Here is a 22,431-nt window from a genome sequence, read left to right as displayed (position 1 = left end):
ACTAAGTGGCTTTAAATAAAAATGAAAAAATAATAAACAATAATACATGTCTAAATACATTCCGCACCTTTTTTTTAGTTTTATTTGCCGGTACACTACTCGCGCAAAACAAATGGAAACCAAAGGGCACGCTCTATGCTGATAAAAATATCCATATTGAAATCGAATACCTGCTATCTCCTGATGGCTGTAAGGATGGCGGAGGTACAATTACATCAAAAGGTTTATGCTATTCGGCAAGTACATCTGTGCCTACAGTTTCAAATGCGAATTATACCAATAACGATTCCGGAATAAGTGCTGCGGGTAGTACGCTTACCGGATTAACTAGCAGCACAACTTACTACGTTCGCGCTTATGCTGTAAATTCAGCTGGAACATCCTATGGGGCAGTTACGTCATTCAGAACAACTTTGTAAAAGCCATTAGGTTCATGTATTTAGCTAAAGTTACCAACGCTATTGAGCCATCTGCCTATAGCGTTGGTAACGTTAAACATATTGAATTGGTAACTGATCATTAAGGAATTAACCTCGCTTCACGAAGTCTGTCAAAAAGTTCATAAAAAGTTTCTTCTGTATCCTGAAATACATTGAAACCTAATTTTCTGCTTTTCGACATATTGGTCATTACTTCAATTGGCCTGCCAAGGTCTAGATCGGTATGCCATGCACTTACCAATCTGTTTAATGAAGCTTCTTTAAGTCCGTATTTTTGAGCAATTTCCTGCCATTTTTCCGCATCATTGGCCATTTCTTTCTCTAACGGGTGGATCTCGCCATTAAATCCGATGGCTTCTACACCAAAATAATCGGCTATTTTGTTCCATAGTCTGCTCCATCGAAAAACATCTCCATTCACGATATTAAATGCTCCATTCTGAGCAGCCTCGGTAGTTGATGCCCAGATTAATTGCTCCGCCAATATGCGGGCATCCGTCACATCCGATAAGCCGTTCCATTGTGCCGCCGAACCTGGCCAGGTAAATTTACGTCCTGTTTCTTTGCAGATAGTGGCATAAACGGCCAGGGTTGTACCCATATTCATGGCATTTCCAACAGCTTGCCCAATGACAGTATGTGGCCTGTGTATACTCCAGGTAAAGCCATCTCTTTCCGCTGCCGCATAAACCTCATCTTCCTGGGCATAATAAAAATTCTCTATAGCTAACCTCGGATGCTCTTCACGCAAAGGCGTTTCAGGTAAAAAACCTTCCGCAGCATAGGCTTCAAACGGACCTAAATAATGTTTTAAACCGGTAACCAATGCTACATGCTTGACCGATTTTTTTTCAGTCAAAACATCCAGAATGTTGCGCACCATTAATCCATTCACCCGAATATTCTCGGCTTCTGTTTCATTTCGCATCCAGGTGGTGATGTAAACGTGAGTCGGGCTGATATCAGCTAATGCTAATCGCAGACTATCAATCTCCAGTAGGTTTGCTGCAACAGGTTTCAGGTTTTTAATTTCATTGTTCGGGTTACGGGCCAATCCATAAGTTTCCCAGCCTTTTGAAAGAAGTTTTTCGGCCAGGTTGCTTCCTGTTATGCCACTTGCACCTACTACCAAAGCTATATTTTCCATAATTTTTTGTTTAAATTTTATTGACCGATCTATTTTGCAAGGTCTTATTTTTTGTTCTACAAATTTAGATCAATGTGGCCAGAACGATGATGACCTGTATCAAAAAACACCCTTGATTTGGATCAAATCTATTTTCAGTATGATCTTAGCATATTGTTGAGCGTTTAAAATTATCTTTGTCATTCTTCAACATCATCCCCTATGTTCAATATACTCTTTAACCATATTCAGGAAAAAGTTTCGCTCACAGAAGCGGATAGATTGGCTATATCTCGTTTTTTTAGTCCTAAAAAACTAAGAAAACGCCAATATCATTTACAGGAAGGTGAAGTTTGTAAATACCTGGCGTTTGTGGTGAAAGGTTTGTTAAGAACCTATAATGTTGATGGGAAGGGAAACGAACATATGAATGTTTTTGGTTGGGAAGGCTGGTGGATCTCTGATTTTAACAGCTTTTTATCAGAAGAACCTGCCGTATTTAATATTGATGCCATTGAAGATTGCGAATTGCTTTTAATTTCTAAAGCAGATTATGAAGCACTGACATTGGCTGTACCTGTAATGGACAGGTATTTTAGAATTCTTTACCAAAACAGCATCGTTACGAAAGAGCGCCGTTTGATGAGTTCCGTAACGCACACGGCCGAAGAAAAATATCTGGAACTGATGGAATCAAATTCAAAAATTGCAGAACGCCTTTCTCAAAACCTGATTGCTTCTTACCTGGGGATTGCACCTGAAACACTCAGCCGGATTAAAAAGAACCTGGCTTTAAGAAAGTAATTTTCAAGCTGAATGACCGGCCAGGCAGATTGAGCGGCTTGATGGCCTTCCACATGTAAATTTTAATTAAATAAATCTTATTTATACCGTCAAAATTATATTACTTATAGGAACTATCATGAGCAGCTTTGCGCTGCTCAAAATCTATCATTTCTCCATCTTGCGGAAGTTCATTGGTATGAATCTGATCAGGTCGTTTTCCGGCTGAACTTAATTGATATCGGCTGATTAAATAGGGTATACCTTCTCCGACAAGAAGATGAGCAGAGGTGGTAACCTCAAAGTGCAGGTGCGGTTCACGGGCATCTCCTGAAGCACCGATGTTAGCCAACATTTGTCCCTTACGGACGTAATCACCTGTTTTGATGCGTAAACTTTTGGGCTGGAGATGCATGTAATGTGCATATTGCCCATTACCCAAATCAATTACAATGGTATTTCCTGCAAGCCCGTCAAAAGTTAAGGGAACAGCGGGATGAAACGCGGCACCGTGCCCCGGAATATTATCCGGAAGGCCATCTTTTGCATTTACAATACGACCATCCGCAACGGCAAATACGGGTTCACCATAGCAAAAATAGGCATGCACATCTCTTGAATCGCCTGCAAAAGAAACACCATTCCGGAATTTTTTCCAATCGATGGCATAACGGCGGGAATTGATTGCCAGCCCACCCAAAATAAGGTTTCCACGGCGGTGGTGATTGGATTCATGATTTCCGGGGCCATCTACTGCCGTCCAGCTACTGCCCTGCAAGGGAGGGCCTAAAACCTGTAAATGCGACTGGTGGGTTGAAATTATGGCACCCTCCAGCGAATCAGTCGTGGTTATTACTCGGTGTGCCAAACTTTCGGGAAAGGGGTGCCTTAAATCTGTAATGGCTTCTATGTATATAACTGCGGTCTGACCACCTGCAAGCATAAGTTTATCAGAAACCGTAGCGCCTAATGGCTTAACCATTGGCTGCAATTGTGCCGTATCAAAGGTTATGATCGGCTTGGCTTTGCTGGCTTTGGGGTCAATGAGTGCTATCTGATGCAATTTTAAAGGGGTTGAACTGAAGTTTGTCAGGTATAGTTCGTAAATCGAATGGTTGTATGATCCGCTTCGAAAAGCAGTTGGGGCAAAAGGTACGCGCATCTCCAGCTGTATCGGAAAAGAAAATGGCCTGGCCGGAGGGCTTAGTTCTGTTGTAGCTAAGGTTTGAGCTTTAATTTTATCCCAATGCATCGTTGTTAAAAGCATTAATGCGAAGAAAAAAATTTTACGGTTTAGCATAATCATCATTTGAAATATTATACTATGACCTCATCTTTTGATGAGAGGTTACAACATCCGCTTTTTTTTATAATTCAGTCATAAGAGGTTTAGGGCAAGCGCTATTCATCCGGCAGAGATTGTGCTGGTTATCAATTGACAGCCATCTTTAAGGTTTCAAAAACAATCCCTTTCCCGGGCAGGTTATTGGTATATGGAGATAAATAAACGAACCGTTGTCATTACCGGTGCTTCAAGCGGAGCAGGCAGGGCAATAGCACTACAATTTGCCCGCAGGGCAGAACGTTTAATACTGGCTTCACGAAATATGAAGATGCTGGAAGAGGTGGCCGAAGAATGCAGAATTTTTGGTGCGGAGGTAAAATGCCTGGAAGTAGATGTAACCGATTACCATGCTGTCATCAATCTGGCCGCTGCAGCTGATGAATTTGGAAATGGAATTGATATCTGGGTAAACAATGCAGGTGTACTGGCTGTAGGTGCTTTTGATGAAATCCCGATGGAAGTTTCAGAGCAGGTATTAAAAACCAATTTATTAGGTTACATGCACGGCGCACATGCTGTTTTGCCTTACTTTAAAAAGCAGGGTAAAGGAATTTTAATCAATAACATTTCTATAGGTGGTTTTTTAGCGGTACCGATGGGTGCTGCCTACTCGGCCAGTAAGTTTGGCTTAAGGGGTTTTGGGCAGGCACTTAAGGCAGAACTGGCTGCTTATCCTGATATTCATGTCTGCGATGCTTTCCCCGCTTTTCTGGACAGTCCCGGCATACAGCACGCAGCCAATTATACCGGCAAATACCTGAAACCTTCCCCGCCGGTTTACGATCCGGAGCGCCTGGCGCAAGCCATTGCTAAACTGGCAGATCAGCCAAAAAAAGAGAAAATGGTGGGAAGTGTATCGGTTTTGCTGCGCCTTTCAGCAGGGCTTTTTCCTACACTCACACAATTTGTTGCAGGCGCAGTCATTAAGGGTTACCTGAAGAGGGCAGATCCAATACCAACCACCAATGGAAATATCTTCGCACCTGTTCCGTTTGGGAATGCGGTTAATGGCGGCTGGGGAATTCCAGGTAAACCCAGGGCACATCGAAAATATATTGCAGGTATGGCTGCTTCACTTGCTGTGCTCGCCTTGATTAAGATATTGGGTAGATAACCCCAGATAATTAAAAATCTGGTATAATAAAAAAACGGCATTCGATAAAGAAATGCCGTTTTTTATAATTTATAAAGCTTTCATTATTCTGCTGCTGCTTCAGCATTGATAGAATTTACAGCAATTTCAGTCAGAGCCACATCGGTAGCTTTTTCATTTTCCAATGTCTGATCAAGTAAATCTGCCACATCCTGATGACCCATGTTTTCAGCAAATACTTTAAGGGTACCGTATGTAGCGATTTCATAATGCTCTACTTTCTGTGCTGCCAGAATTAAACCTGCATCACGAACCATTGTGCCTTGATCTGTATCTGAAATGATGCCCTCAGCTTCTTCTAATAATCCAGCCATGGCATCGCATTTTTTTGCCACTGCTTTCTCACCCAATAGTTCGAAAACCTGTTCAAGCGTTTGGATGTGTTGTTGTGTTTCTTCAGTATGTTTTTCAAATGCGGCAATAAGTTCTTCGCTGGTTGCAGCCTTTTTCATCTTTGGAAGTGCCTTTACTAAATGTTTTTCTGCCCAATAGATATCTTTTAATTCATCAACAAAAAATTCATGAAATTCTGAATCTTCCATTTTACCAGTTTTAGAAGCTGACTTTTTATTGGTTGAAGCTTTGGTGGCCGGTGCTTTAGCAGCTGTTGCTGTTTTACCTGTACTTGCTTTTTTAGCAGTTGTTTTTGTAGTTGCCATAGTTTTTTATATAGTATGATGTACAAATAGAACTGCCTAAATTGGAATAAGGTTTTGGCTATTTTAATCTTATTTTAATCTGATTGCTTAAGAAAGGCATTGGTATACACCAATAATTATTCACTATTTATTGAAGCGGGATGTTGAACTGGCACGCCATCCTGAAAATATTAAACCTTTCATTCCTGAAGGTTGTTTTATCTATGGTATCACGTAAAAGAATTTAATATGAAAGTAAATGAGCACGATGATCTTATCCCGGATCAGCAGGAGGGAAGTGAAATTGATGTAACAGAGCGCCGTACTTTTGAAACAATGGATGAAGCCTCTGCTTTTTTCGCTACAGCCTGTAACCGGTTATTGAATGTGAATGATTGGGGCAATAGATCTGGTATGTCAGGGTTCCAGCTTTTTGACGGATATGGAAAAGAAGTTCACCGTAAAGCGCAGGAGGGAGATTACATCCGGATTGATATTCCTGGTCCGGGAGCGCCATCCGGTGGTGGTTACGATTGGGTAAAAATCGAAGAAATTGCAAGTCGACAACAGATAGAAGATGATTTTCTTGCCATTAAGGTGCGTCCGAGTGTAAAGCCCCTTTCAAAAGAAGCTTCACCCGCACACTTTTTACAGGATGCGGCCACTTCAACTTTTATTGTACGCAGGTTGCAGCTAAAAGTTCAGGCAGAAGAACATGGCCGGAATGAAATGGCGAATACAAATACAGAAAATACACTTGATAATGTTCGAAATTTTTTAGTGGGTGGCGCAGCCAGATTGGGTTTCTCTTATCCGCAATGGAAATTGCTGGTGAAGGGCATAATGGCTTAAAGATAAATTGATATCGGCCGGTAAACCCATTAACCGGCCGGTAGTTAATTATTTCTTAATCACTTTGATCACACTGGCGGTAACCAAAGCCCCAACCAGGTAATAGGCTACAGTAAGTATTTTTACCTGATTATTTTTAGCGACAGGTTTAGGGTTTAGTCCCATAGGTTTTGGAAGCGTTACCGCTCCAAGTCCGGCGGCTAAGCCAGATGCAATACTTCTGCAGAATACATTTTTAGTATTGCCGCTGCCTATTAAACTATAATAAATGGTATTGCTGATTAAGTCACCTGCAAGTGTAGCGCCATATAAGTTTTCGCCGCGTTTACCACCAATGCCCAGAAAGTCAAGTGTGTGCCCTAAAGCTTCTTCACCTAAACGGTCAATCCGGGGAACATCTGAACTTTTATCTTTTAAACTTTCGTGTAAAATGTTGAGGGCAAGAGCACCTGCGAATCCTGCTATTAAATTTTTTATTTTGTCCATATGAAATAGATGTGGCAATTATTACTCACTTATTTAAGCCCCTTTTATAGGATTCATCAATATAATGTTTCAGGAAATAAACAGCATTAAATGATTTTAACAGATAGGCATTTGTTTTTCGAATGAAACAGAATAAGATCCAGTTTCTCCGTTTTTATAAACTGAAAGACAGCAACTTATTTAGTTTTGCTTTTCTGATCATCTTCAGCCGCGTCTGTAGCGATCTGTTGTTTTGCCATTTCTTCGGGGCTTTCTTCATCGCCGGTATAGGCACCATCAGCATCGCTGCCTTTAATCTCATCAGCCGGGATTACGCCAACTTTTTTTTCTTTCGATTCTTCTGCTTTATTTTTTTCGTTTTCCATGATCATCTTTTATATATAAATACAACAGTATGCAACAAGCAAAGTTTAGTTTAAATCAGATTGTTCAGCTTTCATGGGGAAGTGAAACTAAAAAGGCTCAAAAATTATCGGATTTGCATGTTTCTTAAACAGGCTTTGCAATCTTCCTGATGTAATGGATATAACGTTAGAGCCAGCGCCAGAAACGAAATTTAAAACAATTTTTGCCAATTATCTCTTTATGCTTTCGAGGTATTGTAAAATTGAATGTATATTTTGCAGGCTTCAAAAAGATAAGATCAATATGGCTTCAGGATTTTTCGCAATTTTAGATGATATAGGTGCTTTAATGGATGACGTGGCAGTAACGGCCAAGATTGCCACCAGGAAAACCGCCGGCATTTTAGGGGATGACCTGGCTGTAAATGCTGAAAAAGCGACCGGCTTTCTCTCTTCTAGGGAGTTGCCAGTGCTTTGGGCCATCACCAAAGGATCTTTGATTAATAAAATTATTATTGTGCCCGTGGCACTGCTGCTGAATTTTTTCTTCCCGATAGCCATTAAGTTTATTTTAATTTTGGGTGGGTTTTACCTGGCCTATGAAGGGGTTGAAAAAATCATTGAGTTTCTTTTTCATCGCCATGAGCATGGCAGGGCAGCCAAAGATGTTGTTCAGGATGATCAGGCAGCAGAAAAGGCCAAAATAAAATCAGCAGTAACCACTGATTTTATTCTTTCTGTAGAAATTGTCATCATTGCCCTTGGTACTGTACTGGATAAAAGCATCACTATCCAGATCCTTACGGTTTCTGTTGTGGCTATTTTAGCGACCATAGGCGTTTACGGCATTGTAGCGCTAATTGTAAGAATGGATGATGCCGGATACAAGCTGGTGAAATATTCCAATGATAAAGGATTCCTTTCGGCATTGGGCAATGTACTGGTGAAATCTTTACCGGTAATTATAAAGGTGCTCAGCTTTGCGGGTACCATTGCCTTAATATTGGTTTCTGGTGGTATCTTCGTGCATAATATTGATTTCTTGCACCATTTCCTGCCTGATTTAATGTCAACGATTAAAGAATTTGCCATTGGGCTGATAGCAGGGTTAATAGCTGTTGGTATAGCGGAAGGAGTGAAAAAACTGATTCCCTTATTTAAAAATTAACCGGCTATTCTATTTACCTGAGGTAAGTTTTTAGAAATGCCTGCGGGTTATAGAATCTTTCATCAAGCTGTGATTTGTTCATGGTCAACCAGCTGGCACAGCCGTAATCATCAAATTTTTTTCTGATTTCGAGGTGCAGGTGGTGATAATCTCCACCATATTTTTTACTTTCCTCCTTTGTAAATAGACGGGCAAGTTTAGTATCCTGGTTTACAGGCTGACCATTTTTAACATAAACTTCGCGGAGGTGTTTGTAACTGGTAAACATCATGGTGCCATTCTTCAGCTGGTGTTTTACCACCACCGTTTTTTGATTTTCACCCAGGTGGATGGAACAAACCACTCCATTAGCCATGGCATACACTTCTATCAGCTTTGTTTTTGATGCAGATGGATTGATATCAATAGCCGTATGAATGTGGCCTTTATAATAGCTGTTGCGGTGATCGCCAAAAATACTGATGATCTTAATGTTTGCTATTTTCTTTCGGTCACTGCCTTTAAATGGTAAATACCAGCTATCTGCCATCTGACCTGGTGATGCAGCTGTATAGTAAGGTTTCCAACGATCTTTATCTTTTTCAATTGTTGGATTTTGTAAAAAGGAGAGGCATAAGAACAGGATCAGGCTAATTTTCATCATCAATGTATAAAAGATCAAAATAAGAAAAATTTCTCTAGAACTACTAATATAGTTATGCTAATATGCTAGGTTACTTTCTTTTTAACTCGATTACAGTAATTTCCGGCCAGATGCCGATTCTTCCAGAAAAACCTAGAAAACCAAATCCCCTGTTCACATTCAGGTGGCGATTATTTTCTGTCTTGATGCCTGCCCAATGTTTATAACGGTATTTTACAGGACTCCATTTTATCCCAAAAGCCTCAATGCCAAACTGCATCCCATGGGTATGACCGGCCAGTGAAAGCTGAATTTTTGATGGGTGGTTTTTAACCTGCGCATCCCAGTGTGAAGGATCATGCGAGAGCAAAATTTTAAAATCTTTAGCTTCAGTATGTTGAAGTGCCTTGTTTAAATCGCCCCGCTCGCCAAAACCGATACCCCAATTTTCAATGCCTGCGAGGATAATTTTTTCCCCGCCTTTCTCCAGTACCACATGTTCATCTAAAAGAAGTTTAAATCCTAATTCCTTGTGGTAAGCTTTTAACTGATTTAAATTTTTGATTTTATCTGTCTCAGAGGGCCATTTGACATAATCACCATAGTCATGGTTTCCTAAAACGGAAAACTGCCCAAATGGTGCTTTAATCTGTGAAAATAGAGGAATGTAAGGAACAATTTCAGATGCAGCATTATTAACCAGATCACCAGTAAATACAAATAAATCACTTTTTTGTGCATTGATCAGGTCAATGCCTTTTTGCACGGCTTTGGGTTTGGTAAAACTTCCGGCATGTATATCAGAAATTTGTGTGAGGGTGAATCCATCAAAATGCTGTGGTAAATCATCAAAATACAAGGTATGTTTAATCACCCGGTATGCATATTTTCCCCTGGTTATTCCAAATGCAAAAAGCAATACGGTCAGGCAAAACATGATAAAAGCAAAATCTACCCAGTAATCATTTCTACCGGTTATTTGATAACCCTGTGGCTGAAAATTTGTCGAAATCGAACTCACCACCCGATAAAGATCACCAATGAATAAAAAAATAGCGAACACCATTTCAGCAACAAGTACAATCAGAAAGATATGACCAACAACAGTGAAAAATATATTTCTGCCCTTCCGCATCTGAGAAATGGCAAAAATAATCGCCATACCCAGGCTGATGATTACAGTCCAGAATGCAGGTGCCAGGCCTTCCCAGTGATTGATGGTATTAAAGCCGGATAGTACATATGCACTCAGCGCAAAGAACAGGATAATCACGATTAAGATGGGGAGCAGGGGAGATCTTCTTTTCATTCTGAATGTACAAACGGTGGCAAAGTTAAATTTTAAATCCTCATCTGTTGATTTGTGTTTCAGGCAGTACTTAATTTTACCTCACATTGATTAAAGGCATCGGATTTTAAATGTAGCCACTCCGGAAGGATGATTTTGATTTATTGTTTGCAGCTTCAGCATAAATATGATGGCAACCGTGGGCATATTTTATAATTATACATTATTTAGTAGCTTTGTAAGATATATGCTATCCAAAAAAACCAAATACGCCATTAAAGCACTTGTTGCACTTGGTAAAAATGTAGAAAGACCACCGATGCAAATCTCTAAGATTGCGGAAGAGGAGCATATTCCTAAAAAATTCCTGGAACAAATTCTTTTGGATCTGCGTAATGCCGGTTTCCTGTACAGCAAGAAAGGAGCAGGGGGCGGCTATAGTCTGAATAAAAAACCTGAGGATATTCTGCTGGTACATGTAATGCGTGTTACCGATGGACCAATTGCAATGGTGCCTTGTGCCAGTTTAAATTTTTATCACAAATGTGATGAATGTGAAGATGAAAAAACCTGTGGCATTCGAAGTGCGTTTATTGATGTAAGAGATGCTACATTAAAAGTACTGAGTGAAACCAGCATCGCCGATGTGATTGACCGCGAAGATACTCTGAAATTGGGGATAGATAGTTTATAATTTCTGACTTCTATATTATTTATTCTATACAAATCAACATCTATTAAATAGAAGTATTCTCTTTTTGCTTATGCCATATCAAGAATGAGATTGTTTAAATTGATGAAAATACAATGGTAGTTTCTTAAAGAAAGACCACCTTTGTTTCTTTTAGCGCCAAAGAAAATAAGCCCGTCCGGCCAGGATAAGAATAACATCGAAATGTTGCAAGCTGGATGTGATGCCATTCGGTAAATGATGCTTGACCTTTTATATAATCCAGATGCTTTTTGCCTACCATTGACAGGATAAAAACAACGGCTACTCAATACATTAGATCTATTTTCCTAAAACCAACCACCAATACATAAATTTTTTCGAGAAAAATTACTACTATTCCTATATACTTTATATATTTGGAAGATGAACTTCAGGTCTACAGTTAAAAATACCCGTGCTCAAATGATGTGCTATTGTTGTAAAACAAGGTAGATGGGGTATTTTAAATTTATAGATATAAATATTGAATGCTTCTCATTAAAAAGGGAAGCATTTTTTGAATAAAGCTAACAACACATATGCAAAGTTTCAGAACAGAACTCGAAAACAATATTGTCGAGCAGGACATCATTGATTTAGAGAATAAGATTAAAGCTTTTCGCGATGGAACGATTCACGATGAAAAATTCAGAAGCCTGCGTTTAGCCCGTGGTGTTTACGGACAAAGGCAGCCTGGTGTGCAGATGATTCGCATTAAATTGCCTTTTGGGAAGGTGACTTTCAAACAATTGCTGCGCATTTCAGATATTGCAGATGAATACGGAAGCGGAAATTTACACCTGACCACTCGTCAGGATATTCAATTGCATTATGTGAGTTTAGACAAAACACCAGAACTTTGGGCAAAACTGGAACAAGACGACATTACCCTTCGTGAAGCTTGTGGCAATACCGTACGTAATGTTACGGCCTCACCAAATGCTGGTATCGACAAAGATGAGCCTTTTGATGTTTCTCCTTACGCACATGCGGTTTTCAAATACTTTTTACGCAATCCAATTTGCCAGGAAATGGGCAGGAAAATTAAAATTTCCTTTTCTTCCAGTGATCAGGATACCGCTTTCAGCTACATTCACGACCTGGGATTTATTCCAAAAGTAAATGAAAATGGGGAACGAGGATTTAAGGTTTTGTTTGCAGGAGGTTTGGGGGCTCAGCCATTTTTAGCCAGCCCGGTGCATGAATTTCTGCCGGAGGATCAGTTAATTCCTTTTACCGAATCAGTACTCCGGGTATTTGATCGCTATGGAGAGCGCAGTAACAGGAATAAAGCTCGCTTAAAATATTTAGTACAAAAATTAGGTTTAGAAGAAGTTTTACGTTTGGTTGCCGAAGAGCGTGTGGCCAATAAGGTAAAAACCTTTACCATCGATCGCGAAGCTGTTCCACAGCCCGTGGCACCGGCCCATCAAGATTATCAGCCTGTCGAAATACTGAATGAACAGCATTATAAGCACTGGCATGCTACGAATGTGGTACCACAAAAGCAAACCGGTTTCTATGCCGTTTATATTAAAGTACAGGTAGGCGATATTAAAACGGATAAGGCAAGGGCATTTGTGGAAGCCATTAAACCTTATGTTGCAGATGAAATCAGGATCACCCAGAATCAGGGGTTGTTATTGAAATTCGTTCGTGAGGAGGCTTTACCTTCATTATATACTACCTTGAATACCATTGGTTTTACCACCGCCGGATTTGATAGCCTGGCTGATATTACCACTTGCCCCGGAACAGATACCTGCAATTTAGGAATTTCCAATTCAATGACTTTAGCGGAAGTTTTGGAAGATGTGATTTATACCGATTTCCCTGAATTTATTTACGAGAAAAATATCAAAATTAAAATCAGTGGATGTATGAACTCTTGCGGTCAGCATGGTTTAGCAGAAATTGGTTTCCACGGCAGTTCTGTCAAAGCAGAAGGAAAAGTGGTTCCGGCAGTTCAGGTAATGCTTGGAGGTGGAACAGTGGGGAATGGCGTAGGTCGTGTGGCAGAACGCGTTATTAAAGTGCCTTCAAAGAGAGCAACGAGTGTCTTACATTTCATTTTAAATGATTTCAAAGCGAATAATGAAGCAGATGAAAACTTCCATCAATATTACGACCGGAAGGGTAAAGATCATTTTTATCAGCTGTTAAAACCATTGGCTGATTTAACAAATTTGCAGCAGGAAGAATTTGTAGACTGGGGTCACGTAGAGCAATTTGTTACAGCAATTGGCGTAGGTGAATGTGCTGGAGTGGTAATTGACTTAGTTGCAACTTTACTTTTGGAAGCCGATGAAAAATTTGAATGGGCAAAACAGAATGTAGAGAGAGGTGCTTATGCAGATGCCATTTATCACACTTACAGCACATTTGTCAGTGCAGCAAAATCATTGCTTTTAGATAAAGGCATAAACAGCAGCACTCAAGTTGGAGTGATCAGGGAATTTGATCATCATTATGTAGAAACCGGGGAGTTTAATTTGTCTACAAACTTTTCAGATCTGGTACTTCAAATTAATAAAAATGAGCCTACGGCTGAATTTGCTCAACAATATTTCAGCGAAGCAGATGCATTTCTCAATCAGATTAAAGAAAAAAGGGCAGCTTTAGTAAAATGACAGAATGAAAAAATGACAGAATGAAAGAATTATAGAATGAGAGAATTTCATAGTGCAGTCGCTGGTAAAACATTCACTCAATCTATCCTTGAAAATTCAATAATTAAAAAGCTCATTCAAATTCAAAATTATGTTAAATCAAAATAAAGCGTCAAGAATTACACTTTTAGGCGCAGGTCCAGGAGATCCGGATTTACTGACCTTAAAAGGGGTAAAGGCCTTGCAAGCTGCAGATGTGGTGCTATATGACGCCTTAACAAATGAGGCATTGTTAGCGCATGCACCAGCAGAAGCAATCAAAATATATGTGGGGAAACGCTCTGGAGAACATTCTTATCCGCAGGAAACCATCAACAAACTCATGATTGATTATGCGCTGAATTATGGCCATGTAGTGCGTTTAAAGGGTGGCGATCCCTTTGTGTTTGGCAGGGGATACGAGGAGCTGGATTATGCGGCATCCTATAGCATTCCGGTTGATGTAATTCCCGGCATTTCCAGTTCAATCGGTGTTCCAGGATTGCAACAAATACCGGTAACCCACCGTGGCCTGAGCGAAAGTTTCTGGGTAATTACAGGCACCACTACCTCTGGAGAGGTTTCTAAAGATATTTACCAGGCTGCAGAATCAAATGCAACCGTTTTAGTCTTGATGGGCTTGAAAAAATTAGCTAAAATTGTTGAGATCTTTAAGGCTGCAAGTCGAAATGCTTTACCGGCGGCGGTGATTCAAAACGGCTCATCAGCAGATGAAAAATTAATTGTAGGTGTGGTGGAAACGATTGAAAGTCTGGTTCAACAGGAAAATATCAAAGCACCGGCACTGTTGATTTTTGGTGAAGTGGTTTCCTTACATCCGTCATTTAAAAACTTAGTAAAACAATATGCAAGTATTGCCTAATCCGTCAGATCGTGAAGCGTCTTTTTCAGAAGAAAAAGGTAACCAGCTTTTTCCGGTTTTTATTAAACTGAACAAGCTGCGTACGTTATTGATTGGTGCCGGAAATATAGGCCTGGAGAAATTAACGGCAATTGTAAATAACAGCCAGCAGGCGAAAATTACAATAGTTGCAGAAACAGTTTCCGCTGAGGTTTATGCTTTGGTGGCTAACTATCCTCATATAAAAGTGAAGCAAAAAAGCTTTGATGTTTCCGATCTGGAAAATATTGATATTGTTTTTGCGGCCACTAATAATTATATCCTGAATGAGGAAATCAGGGTAGTAACGCATGAAAAAGGTTTACTGATCAATGTAGCCGATAAACCTGAACTATGTGATTTCTATCTGGGATCTATTGTTCAGAAAGGTGATTTAAAAATTGCCATTTCAACTAATGGTAAATCCCCAACCATTGCCAAGCGTTTGAAGCAGATCTTAAATGAAGGCATTCCGGCAGAACTGGATGAGACTTTACAGAATATGAGTGCCTTGCGCCAAACTTTAACGGGCGATTTTTCAGCAAAAGTCAAAAAGCTGAATAAGGTGACCAAAAGTTTGATTAACCCTAAAAAGAGTTTTGCTGAGCGCAATATCAAGTGGTTAATCTGGCTGGCTTCCATTTTACTGATTGGCGCTATTGGTATTTCTTTATGGAATACGGAACCCGAATTTCAGTCGTTTTTAATTCATATCGACCCCTTATTTTATTGGTTTCTAGGGGCTGGATTTTTATTTGCATTAATCGATGGCGCCATAGGTATGTCTTATGGCGTTACTACTGCATCATTTTCACTGGCCATGGGGTTGCCTCCTGCCTCAGCAAGTATGGCCATTCATATTTCAGAAGTCATGAGCAATGGTATTGCCGGCTGGATGCATTACAGAATGGGCAACGTAAACTGGAAACTGTTTAAAATTTTAATTATACCAGCGATTATAGGAGCGGTTTTGGGTGCTTATATCTTATCTTCTTTAGAACATTACGCTGCTTACGTAAAACCTGTTGTTGCGGTTTATACTTTATTTTTAGGTGGTGTAATCCTGATGAAGGCTTTCAATATCAAAAGAAAAAAGGCTGATGAAAAAATTAAAAAAATCGGTCTTTTGGGGTTTGTCGGTGGATTTATTGATGCTGCATTTGGCGGCGGATGGGGCTCTATCGTTTTATCCAGCTTAATAGCGGGTGGCCGCCATCCTTTGTTTTCACTGGGAACGGTCAAAATCAGCCGGTTTTTTATTGCGACTTTAAGTTCATTAACCTTTTTTACGATGCTGGGTGGAAAACACTGGGAAGCAGTTGTAGGCTTAATTATTGGTAGTGCCATCGCATCGCCGATTGCGGCAAAAGTGTCCAATAAAATTTCGGCCAAAACCATTATGGTGGCAGTTGGAATTATCGTTATGCTGGTTAGCCTGCGCAGTGTAATCGTATTTATTTTAAAATTAATTTAGTGATGGAGCATTTAGCGGAGATCAGACAGGAACTTACGGGCTTAACGGTGATCGATCAATTGAAACACCTGGCCAGCCGGTTTGAAGGCAGGATTATTTTTTCTACCAGTTTTGGTTGGGAGGATCAGGCCATTACGCATATCATTTTTTCAAATCAGATTCCAATTAAAGTCTTTACGCTGGAAACAGGGCGGCTTTTTCCGGAAACATATTATGTATGGAACCGCACACTGGAAATATATCAGAAACCCATTCATGCTTATTATCCTCAACACGAATTATTGCAGGAGATGGTAGGTTTGAAAGGACCTAATAGTTTTTACGATTCTGTAGACAATAGAAAAGAATGCTGCTATATCCGTAAAATTGAACCGCTGAAAAGGGCATTAAAAGGGAATGAGATCTGGATAACCGGAATCAGGGCTGAGCAGAGTCCAAATCGTGAAGATATGCATGATCTGGAATGGGATGAAGGAAATCAATTAATAAAATTTCACCCTATTTTTGACTGGACATTGGACGAGGTAAAAAGTTATATTAAAGCGCATAACATCGTTTACAATACCTTGCATGATAAAGATTTTCCCAGTATTGGTTGCGCCCCTTGTACCAGAGGGGTACAGCCAGGCGAAGATTTTAGAGCAGGCAGATGGTGGTGGGAAGACCAAAGCAAAAAGGAGTGTGGGTTGCATGCAACTGAAGCTAGCTTAAAGACTAAAGTGGAAAGCTTTACTAACAACAAATGAATATAACATTTGAATAATAACATGAGTACCTACAGAAATTACTGTCACTCATTTTATCATTCAAAATTCAAAACTTAATAAATGAGCACATATAATTTTGATTATTTAGATGAACTGGAGGCTGAAGCCATTCATATATTACGTGAAGTGGCCGGGCAATTTGAAAAGCCTGCCTTGCTGTTTTCTGGCGGCAAAGATTCCATCACCCTGGTACGTTTAGCAGAGAAAGCCTTTCGCCCGGGAAAATTTCCTTTTCCATTGGTTCACATTGATACGGGGCATAATTTTGAAGAAACCATTACCTACAGGGATAAAATGATCGAAAGAATAGGCGAACGCTTAATTGTAGGCTCTGTTCAGGAATCCATAAATCAGGGTAAAGTAATAGAACAAACCGGTAAAAATGCCAGTAGAAATGCTTTACAAACGGTTACATTATTGGATACCATTGCCGAACACCAGTTTGATGCCTGTATCGGCGGGGCGCGGAGAGATGAAGAAAAGGCAAGGGCAAAGGAACGTATTTTCTCTGTCAGAGATGAATTCGGACAGTGGGACCCTAAACGCCAGCGACCTGAACTGTGGAATATTTACAATGGTAAAATCCATAAGGGAGAAAACATTCGTGTGTTTCCAATCAGTAACTGGACTGAACTTGATGTGTGGAATTATATCCGGAGAGAAAAAATTGAATTGCCAAGCATTTATTTCTCTCATGAGCGTGAAGTGATCACCCGAAATGGTCAGTTAATGGCGGCATCTCCCTTCTTAAACATGGATGATGAAGATGTGGTTTTCCATAAGCAGGTGCGCTTCCGGACTGTTGGAGACATGTCTTGTACGGCTGCAGTTGAATCAGAAGCGACACTGATTGATGACATTATTGACGAAATCAGTGCCTCAAAAATTTCTGAACGTGGCGCACGTCTGGATGATAAAGTTTCTGAAGCCGCCATGGAAGATAGAAAAAAGGGAGGCTATTTTTAAGAGAGCTGAATATTGGGATGTGAGATTTAAGAACCTCGCATTTGTCTAATATCTCACATCTATTATCTCATATCTAAAAAACATGAACATATTAAAATTCTTCACAGCAGGCAGTGTTGATGATGGTAAAAGCACCTTGATCGGCCGTTTGTTATACGATACAAATTCTATTTTAGCTGATCAGTTGGAAGCTTTGCAAAGCGCTAACCGTAAAAATGATGATGGAACAATAGATTTAGCCATTTTAACAGATGGTTTAAGGGCCGAGCGGGAGCAGGGCATCACCATCGATGTTGCCTATAAATACTTTCAGACGGAGAAGCGCAAGTTTATCATCGCAGATACACCCGGACATATCCAATACACCCGAAACATGGTTACCGGGGCTTCTACCGCTAACCTGGCCATCATTTTAATTGATGCACGGAATGGGGTAGTAGAACAAACCATTCGCCATTCTTACCTGGTTTCTTTGCTGGGGATCAAACATATTGTGATTTGCATCAACAAAATGGATATGGTTAATTATGATGAAGCCGTTTATAATTCCATCATTGAAAAATATAAAGTTTTAGCGCAACAACTTAAATTAAAGGATGTAACCTATATTCCGGTTAGTGCATTAAAAGGCGATAATATAGTTCAGCATTCGGAGCATATGCACTGGTATGGCGGCCAGAGTTTATTGCACTTTCTGGAGCAGGTAGATACGGATAACCTGGATAAATCTCAGCTGGCGCGTATGCCCGTACAATGGGTCATCCGTCCGCAAACAGATGAATTTCATGATTACCGTGGTTACGCGGGTAGGGTATTGAGTGGAACATTTAACCTGAATGATAAAGTTACAGTATTGCCTTCAGGAGCAAGTTCAACCATCGAAAAAATTGAATTTTTCGATCAGGCACCGGATGCCGCACATGCGGGACAGTCGGTTACGATTCATTTAAAAGATGATGTGGATATCAGCCGGGGAGATACTATTGTAAATGCATCGGCATTGCCGCAGGATTCTAAATTAATTGAAGCCGATTTATGCTGGATGGATGGACGCGCCCTGGATACCACTGTCATGTACCTGATTCAACATAACAGTAAGGTTACAAAATGTAAAATCAGTGAAATCCTGCACAAAGTAGATATTAATACCTTGGAAAAACACCCCGCAGATGAATTCAGACTAAATGATATCGGAAGGGTAATTGTTAAAACGGCTGACGCTTTGGCTTTTGATCTATATGATGATAACCGTGCAAATGGTTCAGCCATTTTGGTAGATAGCCGTACCAATCTGACCGTTGGTGCCTTAATGTTCAGGGCAGCAGTGGAATAACTTTGTCGCCGTCATGTTATAGTTTGACTCGGTCTTTCAGATACATATTTTCAGCAGGACATCTTTTAAGATGGGCCTGCTTTTTATTTTAAGGTCAGTGCTTATGGAAATACTTAAAAGTTTTCATCAGATTAGTATAATTTACTCAGAAACTTTAAATTTATAATTATGAAAAGAAATCTTTTATACATCGCCTTCGCTGCGGTTCCATTTATTTTTGCCTGTAACCAGTCTGAGAAAAAAGCTGATTCAGTAAAGAAAGATTCCGTTATAAATGAAACCTGTTATGCCTCATCATTTGAAAAAGACAGTGCAGCCATGATTGTAAAAACAATGGCTTCTGGAAAAGTGACTGGTTCATTATTGGTAAAATATGCAGAAAAGCCTCAGAATAAGGGCGAAATAAATGGTAAGTTTCATGGGGATACACTTTTAGTCGATTATCGGTTTAATACGGGTAAAGATACCACCAAAGCATTCACCAATCCACTGGCATTTTTGAAAAAGGATGGTAAACTGATCATGGGCGTCGCGCAAATTGAGACTACATTGGGCAGATCCTACTTCGTAAAAGGGAAACCCATCAATTACGATGCGGGTAAATTTACTTTTATAGAAGTGCCTTGTAAATAGAAGTGAGAGACTAAAGCTTAAAGACAAAGCTGAATGCTGGAAAAACGAATCTGAAGCAGCAAACTTAAAATAATCAACGATGAACGAAAGAAGAAAATGAACTCTTCGCCTCATCGTCATTGCGAGAAGCTTTTTCAGCGACGAAGCAATCTATTTTCGCGAATCAGATTGCTTCACGCCATTACTAAGCCCTGCCCTCTAGTTCGCAATGACGACACCTCTTGCCGTCATTGCGAGGTAATAAGCAATCTCACTGCTATAGCGGCATAAATCTGCAATTTTAGATTTTGACTCATGTCAGTTGAGTTTCCTGTACTCATAATGTTTTCATATCCATATATTTAATAATTTGTCATCTTGAATAACTGCCTGAATGTAGGTGATTGAAATATTTCTTAATGCTATAATCAGTTACTAAACAGTGAATAAAAATATTTTAAAATAAATTACTACAATATCTATAGACTTTATATATTTGTGTAATTAATCATAATGATCACGAGCTAATATTTTCTGACATGATTTTAAGTAAAGTAGAAAAAGCGAACATTGAACCAAAAATTACATTAATAGGTGCTGGTCCCGGCGACCCGGATTTATTCAGTTTAAAAGGTGTTAAAGCATTAAAAACAGCTGATGTTGTTTTGTATGATGCAAATGTAAACGAGGCTTTACTGTGTCATGCGCCAGAGGGTATTCCGAAAGTTTATGTTGGTAAACGTACCGATGATGAAGATTTCTCGCAGGATGCGGTTAATAAACTCATTGTAGATTATGCTTTAAATTACGGTCATGTGGTTCGTTTAAAAAGCGGCGACCCGTTTTTCTTTGCGAAAGGTTACGAAGAAATCGATGCCGCAGAGTCTTACAGTATTCCTACTGAAATTATTCCAGGTATTTCGAGTGCAACCGGTGCACCAAGTCTGCAGAAAATACCCATGATTTATAAAGATTTGAGCGAAAGTTTCTGGGCGGTAACCGGAACCAACTCAAAAGGAGAAATTTCTGAAGATTTGTACATTGCCGCAAAAACTAAAGCTACGATTGTCGTTTTGAACGGGATAGAAAAGGTAAAAGAAATCGCTGCAATTTTTCAGGGTGAAAACAAAGGATTATTGCCTGTGGCCGTTATTCAAAATGGATCATCAAAAGATGAAAAAATTGCAATCGGAATTGTAGATACCATTGCAGAAGTGGTAGAAGATAAAAAAATTAAGGCGCCGGCACTACTGGTGTTTGGTGATGTGGTTTCATTACATCCCCAGTTTCAACCCATCAGGGATTTTTATGAAATCATGGCTGAAGAGTATTAATATCAACTATAACCAACTATTTGTTTTATTGTAAAACCGCGTGCGAAAGCATTGCGGTTTTTTCATGTGTAGAGATTTAAATAAATCTCATTTATTTAGAATTGGCTGTAAAAAACAAGACCAGTATTGGCTATCCGATACTGGTCTTATTATTATAACAAAGTTTTACTTTAAATAATGGTTCCGCTGGGCAATACTGCACCTTTTTTCACTACAACAATTCCATCTTTAACCGCGTATAATTCATGGTCGCCATCTTCTAAATGAGCACCACCATTAATTTTTACATCATTGCCAATGCGGCAGTTTTTATCGATGATGGCATTATTGATATAGCATCTGTCGCCAATACCAATAAGGGAATTTCCCATTTCTGTTTCCATCTGAATTTCTTCCAGGGTTTGATAACGGTCACTACCCATCACATAAGCATTGGTTACAACAGTATCTTTTCCGATACGGGCCCTGATTCCCAAAACAGCATGTTCAATTCTGCTGGCCTGTACAATACAACCCTCAGCAATAATGGCCTTCTCCAATGTCGTGCCTGAAATTTTTGATGGAGGCAACATCCTCGCTCTGGTGAAGATGGTGTGGTTGCTATCAAACATGTTAAACTTCGGAATTTCGTCCGTTAAGCCTAAGTTTGCTTCGAAAAATGAAGAGATGTTACCAATATCTGTCCAGTAACCTTCATATTGATAACTCAATACCCTGCTTTCTGTAATTGCCCTTGGTAAAATTTCTTTACCAAAGTCTTTTTCATCTTCGTTTTCGTTCAGGATATTGATTAAGTATTCCCTGTTAAAAACATAAATCCCCATGGAGGCTAGGAAATTACGACCTTCGGCCTGCATTTCTGCACCTGTATCTGAAACCCAGGCATCCAAACCTACTTTAGGTTTTTCAGTAAAGGAAGTGATCATGTTTTCCTCATCGGCTTTTAAAATGCCGAAATCTGTCGCATCTTTTGCTGTTACCGGAATGGTGGCAATGGTAATTTCTGCATTTGCTTCGATATGTTTCTCAATCATATCTTTAAAATCCATCTGGTACAATTGATCACCGGAAAGAATCAGGATATAATCAAACTCATGAGAAACAATATGATGCATACATTGACGTACTGCATCTGCCGTTCCCTGAAACCAGCCTGCATTCTGAACGGTTTGTTCAGCAGCCAGAATATCAACAAAAGCCGTACTGAAGTGACTAAAGTGATAAGTGTTTTTAATGTGTTTATTTAAGGATGCCGAGTTGAACTGTGTAAGTACAAACATGCGGTGAATCCCTGAGTTCAGACAGTTTGAAATAGGAATGTCTACCAAACGATATTTACCAGCAATTGGAACTGCAGGTTTAGAACGTGTTTGTGTAAGTGGCGATAATCTAGAGCCCTGGCCACCGCCAAGGATAACGCCTAAAACTTTGTCAGTCAT

General features: G+C 39.7%; 22 protein-coding genes. 14 read left to right on the top strand and 8 right to left on the bottom strand.

Going from position 1 to position 22,431, the window contains the following annotated elements; all coding sequences use genetic code 11:
* Positions 1-5: 5 nt before the first annotated feature.
* Complete coding sequence (locus OQX64_RS09590) at positions 6-419, top strand: hypothetical protein (protein ID WP_265818601.1); 414 nt, start codon at positions 6-8, stop codon at positions 417-419.
* Positions 420-519: 100 nt separating this feature from the next.
* Here the strand turns inward: OQX64_RS09590 and OQX64_RS09585 are convergent, their stop codons facing one another.
* Positions 520-1,587 carry an SDR family oxidoreductase gene (locus OQX64_RS09585; RefSeq protein ID WP_265818600.1) on the bottom strand — a complete coding sequence of 356 codons (1,068 nt, stop codon included), beginning with the start codon at positions 1,585-1,587 and terminating at the stop codon, positions 520-522.
* A gap of 201 nt (positions 1,588-1,788) precedes the next feature.
* Between OQX64_RS09585 and OQX64_RS09580 the strand changes: the two genes are divergently transcribed.
* Positions 1,789-2,370, top strand: coding sequence for a Crp/Fnr family transcriptional regulator (locus tag OQX64_RS09580; protein ID WP_265818599.1), 582 nt, complete (start codon positions 1,789-1,791; stop codon positions 2,368-2,370).
* A 100-nt stretch (positions 2,371-2,470) separates the two neighbouring features.
* Here OQX64_RS09580 and OQX64_RS09575 read toward each other — a convergent pair whose 3' ends face one another.
* Positions 2,471-3,649 (bottom strand): M23 family metallopeptidase, encoded by a 1,179-nt coding sequence (locus OQX64_RS09575; RefSeq protein WP_265818598.1) that lies wholly within the window; start codon positions 3,647-3,649, stop codon positions 2,471-2,473.
* Positions 3,650-3,842: 193 nt separating this feature from the next.
* On the opposite strand from OQX64_RS09575, the gene OQX64_RS09570 reads away from it, so the two are divergent.
* Positions 3,843-4,808 carry an SDR family oxidoreductase gene (locus OQX64_RS09570; RefSeq protein ID WP_265818596.1) on the top strand — a complete coding sequence of 322 codons (966 nt, stop codon included), beginning with the start codon at positions 3,843-3,845 and terminating at the stop codon, positions 4,806-4,808.
* An 83-nt stretch (positions 4,809-4,891) separates the two neighbouring features.
* On the opposite strand, the gene OQX64_RS09565 is transcribed toward OQX64_RS09570, so the two are convergent.
* Positions 4,892-5,506, bottom strand: a complete 615-nt coding sequence (locus OQX64_RS09565; RefSeq protein ID WP_322974946.1) for a ferritin-like domain-containing protein — start codon at positions 5,504-5,506, stop codon at positions 4,892-4,894.
* A gap of 228 nt (positions 5,507-5,734) precedes the next feature.
* On the opposite strand from OQX64_RS09565, the gene OQX64_RS09560 reads away from it, so the two are divergent.
* Complete coding sequence (locus OQX64_RS09560; RefSeq protein WP_088302131.1) at positions 5,735-6,337, top strand: hypothetical protein; 603 nt, start codon at positions 5,735-5,737, stop codon at positions 6,335-6,337.
* A gap of 48 nt (positions 6,338-6,385) precedes the next feature.
* On the opposite strand, the gene OQX64_RS09555 is transcribed toward OQX64_RS09560, so the two are convergent.
* Both OQX64_RS09555 and OQX64_RS09550 read right to left on the bottom strand, forming a co-directional pair.
* Entirely contained in the window at positions 6,386-6,823 is a 438-nt protein-coding gene (locus tag OQX64_RS09555; protein ID WP_265818595.1) for a hypothetical protein, read from the bottom strand.
* 176 nt (positions 6,824-6,999) lie between these two features.
* On the bottom strand, positions 7,000-7,188 hold the full coding sequence (locus tag OQX64_RS09550; protein ID WP_140418690.1) for a hypothetical protein: 189 nt from the start codon (positions 7,186-7,188) through the stop codon (positions 7,000-7,002).
* 283 nt (positions 7,189-7,471) lie between these two features.
* Between OQX64_RS09550 and OQX64_RS09545 the strand changes: the two genes are divergently transcribed.
* The gene (locus tag OQX64_RS09545; protein ID WP_088302177.1) at positions 7,472-8,335 is read left to right on the top strand and encodes a DUF808 domain-containing protein; all 864 of its coding nucleotides are present in this window, start codon (positions 7,472-7,474) and stop codon (positions 8,333-8,335) included.
* A gap of 13 nt (positions 8,336-8,348) precedes the next feature.
* Here the strand turns inward: OQX64_RS09545 and OQX64_RS09540 are convergent, their stop codons facing one another.
* Both OQX64_RS09540 and OQX64_RS09535 read right to left on the bottom strand, forming a co-directional pair.
* Positions 8,349-8,978: a M23 family metallopeptidase gene (locus OQX64_RS09540; protein WP_265818594.1), complete on the bottom strand. Its 630-nt coding sequence runs from the start codon at positions 8,976-8,978 to the stop codon at positions 8,349-8,351.
* A 70-nt stretch (positions 8,979-9,048) separates the two neighbouring features.
* Entirely contained in the window at positions 9,049-10,266 is a 1,218-nt protein-coding gene (locus tag OQX64_RS09535; RefSeq protein ID WP_265818593.1) for a metallophosphoesterase, read from the bottom strand.
* A 226-nt stretch (positions 10,267-10,492) separates the two neighbouring features.
* Between OQX64_RS09535 and OQX64_RS09530 the strand changes: the two genes are divergently transcribed.
* The 9 genes from OQX64_RS09530 to cobA (OQX64_RS09490) all read left to right on the top strand — a co-directional run bounded on the left by OQX64_RS09530 (position 10,493) and on the right by cobA (OQX64_RS09490) (position 20,992).
* The gene (locus tag OQX64_RS09530) at positions 10,493-10,939 is read left to right on the top strand and encodes an RrF2 family transcriptional regulator (RefSeq protein WP_265819043.1); all 447 of its coding nucleotides are present in this window, start codon (positions 10,493-10,495) and stop codon (positions 10,937-10,939) included.
* Positions 10,940-11,496: 557 nt separating this feature from the next.
* A complete protein-coding gene (locus OQX64_RS09525) occupies positions 11,497-13,587 on the top strand; it encodes a HEPN domain-containing protein (protein WP_265818592.1) in 2,091 nt (696 codons plus the stop codon).
* A gap of 130 nt (positions 13,588-13,717) precedes the next feature.
* Positions 13,718-14,488, top strand: coding sequence for a uroporphyrinogen-III C-methyltransferase (gene cobA, locus OQX64_RS09520; protein ID WP_265818591.1), 771 nt, complete (start codon positions 13,718-13,720; stop codon positions 14,486-14,488).
* Positions 14,472-15,980: a TSUP family transporter gene (locus tag OQX64_RS09515; protein ID WP_265818590.1), complete on the top strand. Its 1,509-nt coding sequence runs from the start codon at positions 14,472-14,474 to the stop codon at positions 15,978-15,980. Before cobA (OQX64_RS09520) ends, OQX64_RS09515 begins: the two co-directional genes overlap by 17 nt.
* Positions 15,981-15,982: 2 nt before the next feature.
* Complete coding sequence (locus tag OQX64_RS09510) at positions 15,983-16,726, top strand: phosphoadenylyl-sulfate reductase (RefSeq protein ID WP_265818589.1); 744 nt, start codon at positions 15,983-15,985, stop codon at positions 16,724-16,726.
* An 81-nt stretch (positions 16,727-16,807) separates the two neighbouring features.
* The gene (cysD, locus tag OQX64_RS09505) at positions 16,808-17,713 is read left to right on the top strand and encodes a sulfate adenylyltransferase subunit CysD (RefSeq protein WP_265818588.1); all 906 of its coding nucleotides are present in this window, start codon (positions 16,808-16,810) and stop codon (positions 17,711-17,713) included.
* Positions 17,714-17,795: 82 nt separating this feature from the next.
* A complete protein-coding gene (locus tag OQX64_RS09500) occupies positions 17,796-19,046 on the top strand; it encodes a sulfate adenylyltransferase subunit 1 (RefSeq protein WP_265818587.1) in 1,251 nt (416 codons plus the stop codon).
* Between the two features lie 168 nt (positions 19,047-19,214).
* Positions 19,215-19,679: a hypothetical protein gene (locus OQX64_RS09495; RefSeq protein WP_265818586.1), complete on the top strand. Its 465-nt coding sequence runs from the start codon at positions 19,215-19,217 to the stop codon at positions 19,677-19,679.
* A 518-nt stretch (positions 19,680-20,197) separates the two neighbouring features.
* Positions 20,198-20,992 (top strand): uroporphyrinogen-III C-methyltransferase, encoded by a 795-nt coding sequence (cobA, locus tag OQX64_RS09490; RefSeq protein ID WP_265818585.1) that lies wholly within the window; start codon positions 20,198-20,200, stop codon positions 20,990-20,992.
* 170 nt (positions 20,993-21,162) lie between these two features.
* Here the strand turns inward: cobA (OQX64_RS09490) and OQX64_RS09485 are convergent, their stop codons facing one another.
* Positions 21,163-22,431 carry a glucose-1-phosphate adenylyltransferase gene (locus OQX64_RS09485; RefSeq protein WP_088302144.1) on the bottom strand — a complete coding sequence of 423 codons (1,269 nt, stop codon included), beginning with the start codon at positions 22,429-22,431 and terminating at the stop codon, positions 21,163-21,165.

The sequence above is a fragment of the Pedobacter sp. GR22-10 genome (assembly GCF_026239715.1).
Taxonomy (GTDB): domain Bacteria; phylum Bacteroidota; class Bacteroidia; order Sphingobacteriales; family Sphingobacteriaceae; genus Pedobacter.
This window is presented reverse-complemented; position numbering and strand designations above follow the sequence as displayed.

Excerpts from the sequence above, each read along its gene's own strand:
- OQX64_RS09585 (WP_265818600.1), bottom strand. The coding sequence starts at position 1,587 with ATGGAAAATATAGCTTTGGTAGTAGGTGCAAGTGGCATAACAGGAAGC.
- OQX64_RS09580 (WP_265818599.1), top strand. The coding sequence starts at position 1,789 with ATGTTCAATATACTCTTTAACCATATTCAGGAAAAAGTTTCGCTCACA.
- OQX64_RS09575 (WP_265818598.1), bottom strand. The coding sequence starts at position 3,649 with ATGCTAAACCGTAAAATTTTTTTCTTCGCATTAATGCTTTTAACAACG.
- OQX64_RS09570 (WP_265818596.1), top strand. The coding sequence starts at position 3,843 with ATGGAGATAAATAAACGAACCGTTGTCATTACCGGTGCTTCAAGCGGA.
- OQX64_RS09565 (WP_322974946.1), bottom strand. The coding sequence starts at position 5,506 with ATGGCAACTACAAAAACAACTGCTAAAAAAGCAAGTACAGGTAAAACA.
- OQX64_RS09560 (WP_088302131.1), top strand. The coding sequence starts at position 5,735 with ATGAAAGTAAATGAGCACGATGATCTTATCCCGGATCAGCAGGAGGGA.
- OQX64_RS09555 (WP_265818595.1), bottom strand. The coding sequence starts at position 6,823 with ATGGACAAAATAAAAAATTTAATAGCAGGATTCGCAGGTGCTCTTGCC.
- OQX64_RS09550 (WP_140418690.1), bottom strand. The coding sequence starts at position 7,188 with ATGGAAAACGAAAAAAATAAAGCAGAAGAATCGAAAGAAAAAAAAGTT.
- OQX64_RS09545 (WP_088302177.1), top strand. The coding sequence starts at position 7,472 with ATGGCTTCAGGATTTTTCGCAATTTTAGATGATATAGGTGCTTTAATG.
- OQX64_RS09540 (WP_265818594.1), bottom strand. The coding sequence starts at position 8,978 with ATGATGAAAATTAGCCTGATCCTGTTCTTATGCCTCTCCTTTTTACAA.
- OQX64_RS09535 (WP_265818593.1), bottom strand. The coding sequence starts at position 10,266 with ATGAAAAGAAGATCTCCCCTGCTCCCCATCTTAATCGTGATTATCCTG.
- OQX64_RS09530 (WP_265819043.1), top strand. The coding sequence starts at position 10,493 with ATGCTATCCAAAAAAACCAAATACGCCATTAAAGCACTTGTTGCACTT.
- OQX64_RS09525 (WP_265818592.1), top strand. The coding sequence starts at position 11,497 with ATGCAAAGTTTCAGAACAGAACTCGAAAACAATATTGTCGAGCAGGAC.
- cobA (WP_265818591.1), top strand. The coding sequence starts at position 13,718 with ATGTTAAATCAAAATAAAGCGTCAAGAATTACACTTTTAGGCGCAGGT.
- OQX64_RS09515 (WP_265818590.1), top strand. The coding sequence starts at position 14,472 with ATGCAAGTATTGCCTAATCCGTCAGATCGTGAAGCGTCTTTTTCAGAA.
- OQX64_RS09510 (WP_265818589.1), top strand. The coding sequence starts at position 15,983 with ATGGAGCATTTAGCGGAGATCAGACAGGAACTTACGGGCTTAACGGTG.
- cysD (WP_265818588.1), top strand. The coding sequence starts at position 16,808 with ATGAGCACATATAATTTTGATTATTTAGATGAACTGGAGGCTGAAGCC.
- OQX64_RS09500 (WP_265818587.1), top strand. The coding sequence starts at position 17,796 with ATGAACATATTAAAATTCTTCACAGCAGGCAGTGTTGATGATGGTAAA.
- OQX64_RS09495 (WP_265818586.1), top strand. The coding sequence starts at position 19,215 with ATGAAAAGAAATCTTTTATACATCGCCTTCGCTGCGGTTCCATTTATT.
- cobA (WP_265818585.1), top strand. The coding sequence starts at position 20,198 with ATGATTTTAAGTAAAGTAGAAAAAGCGAACATTGAACCAAAAATTACA.
- OQX64_RS09485 (WP_088302144.1), bottom strand. The coding sequence starts at position 22,431 with ATGACTGACAAAGTTTTAGGCGTTATCCTTGGCGGTGGCCAGGGCTCT.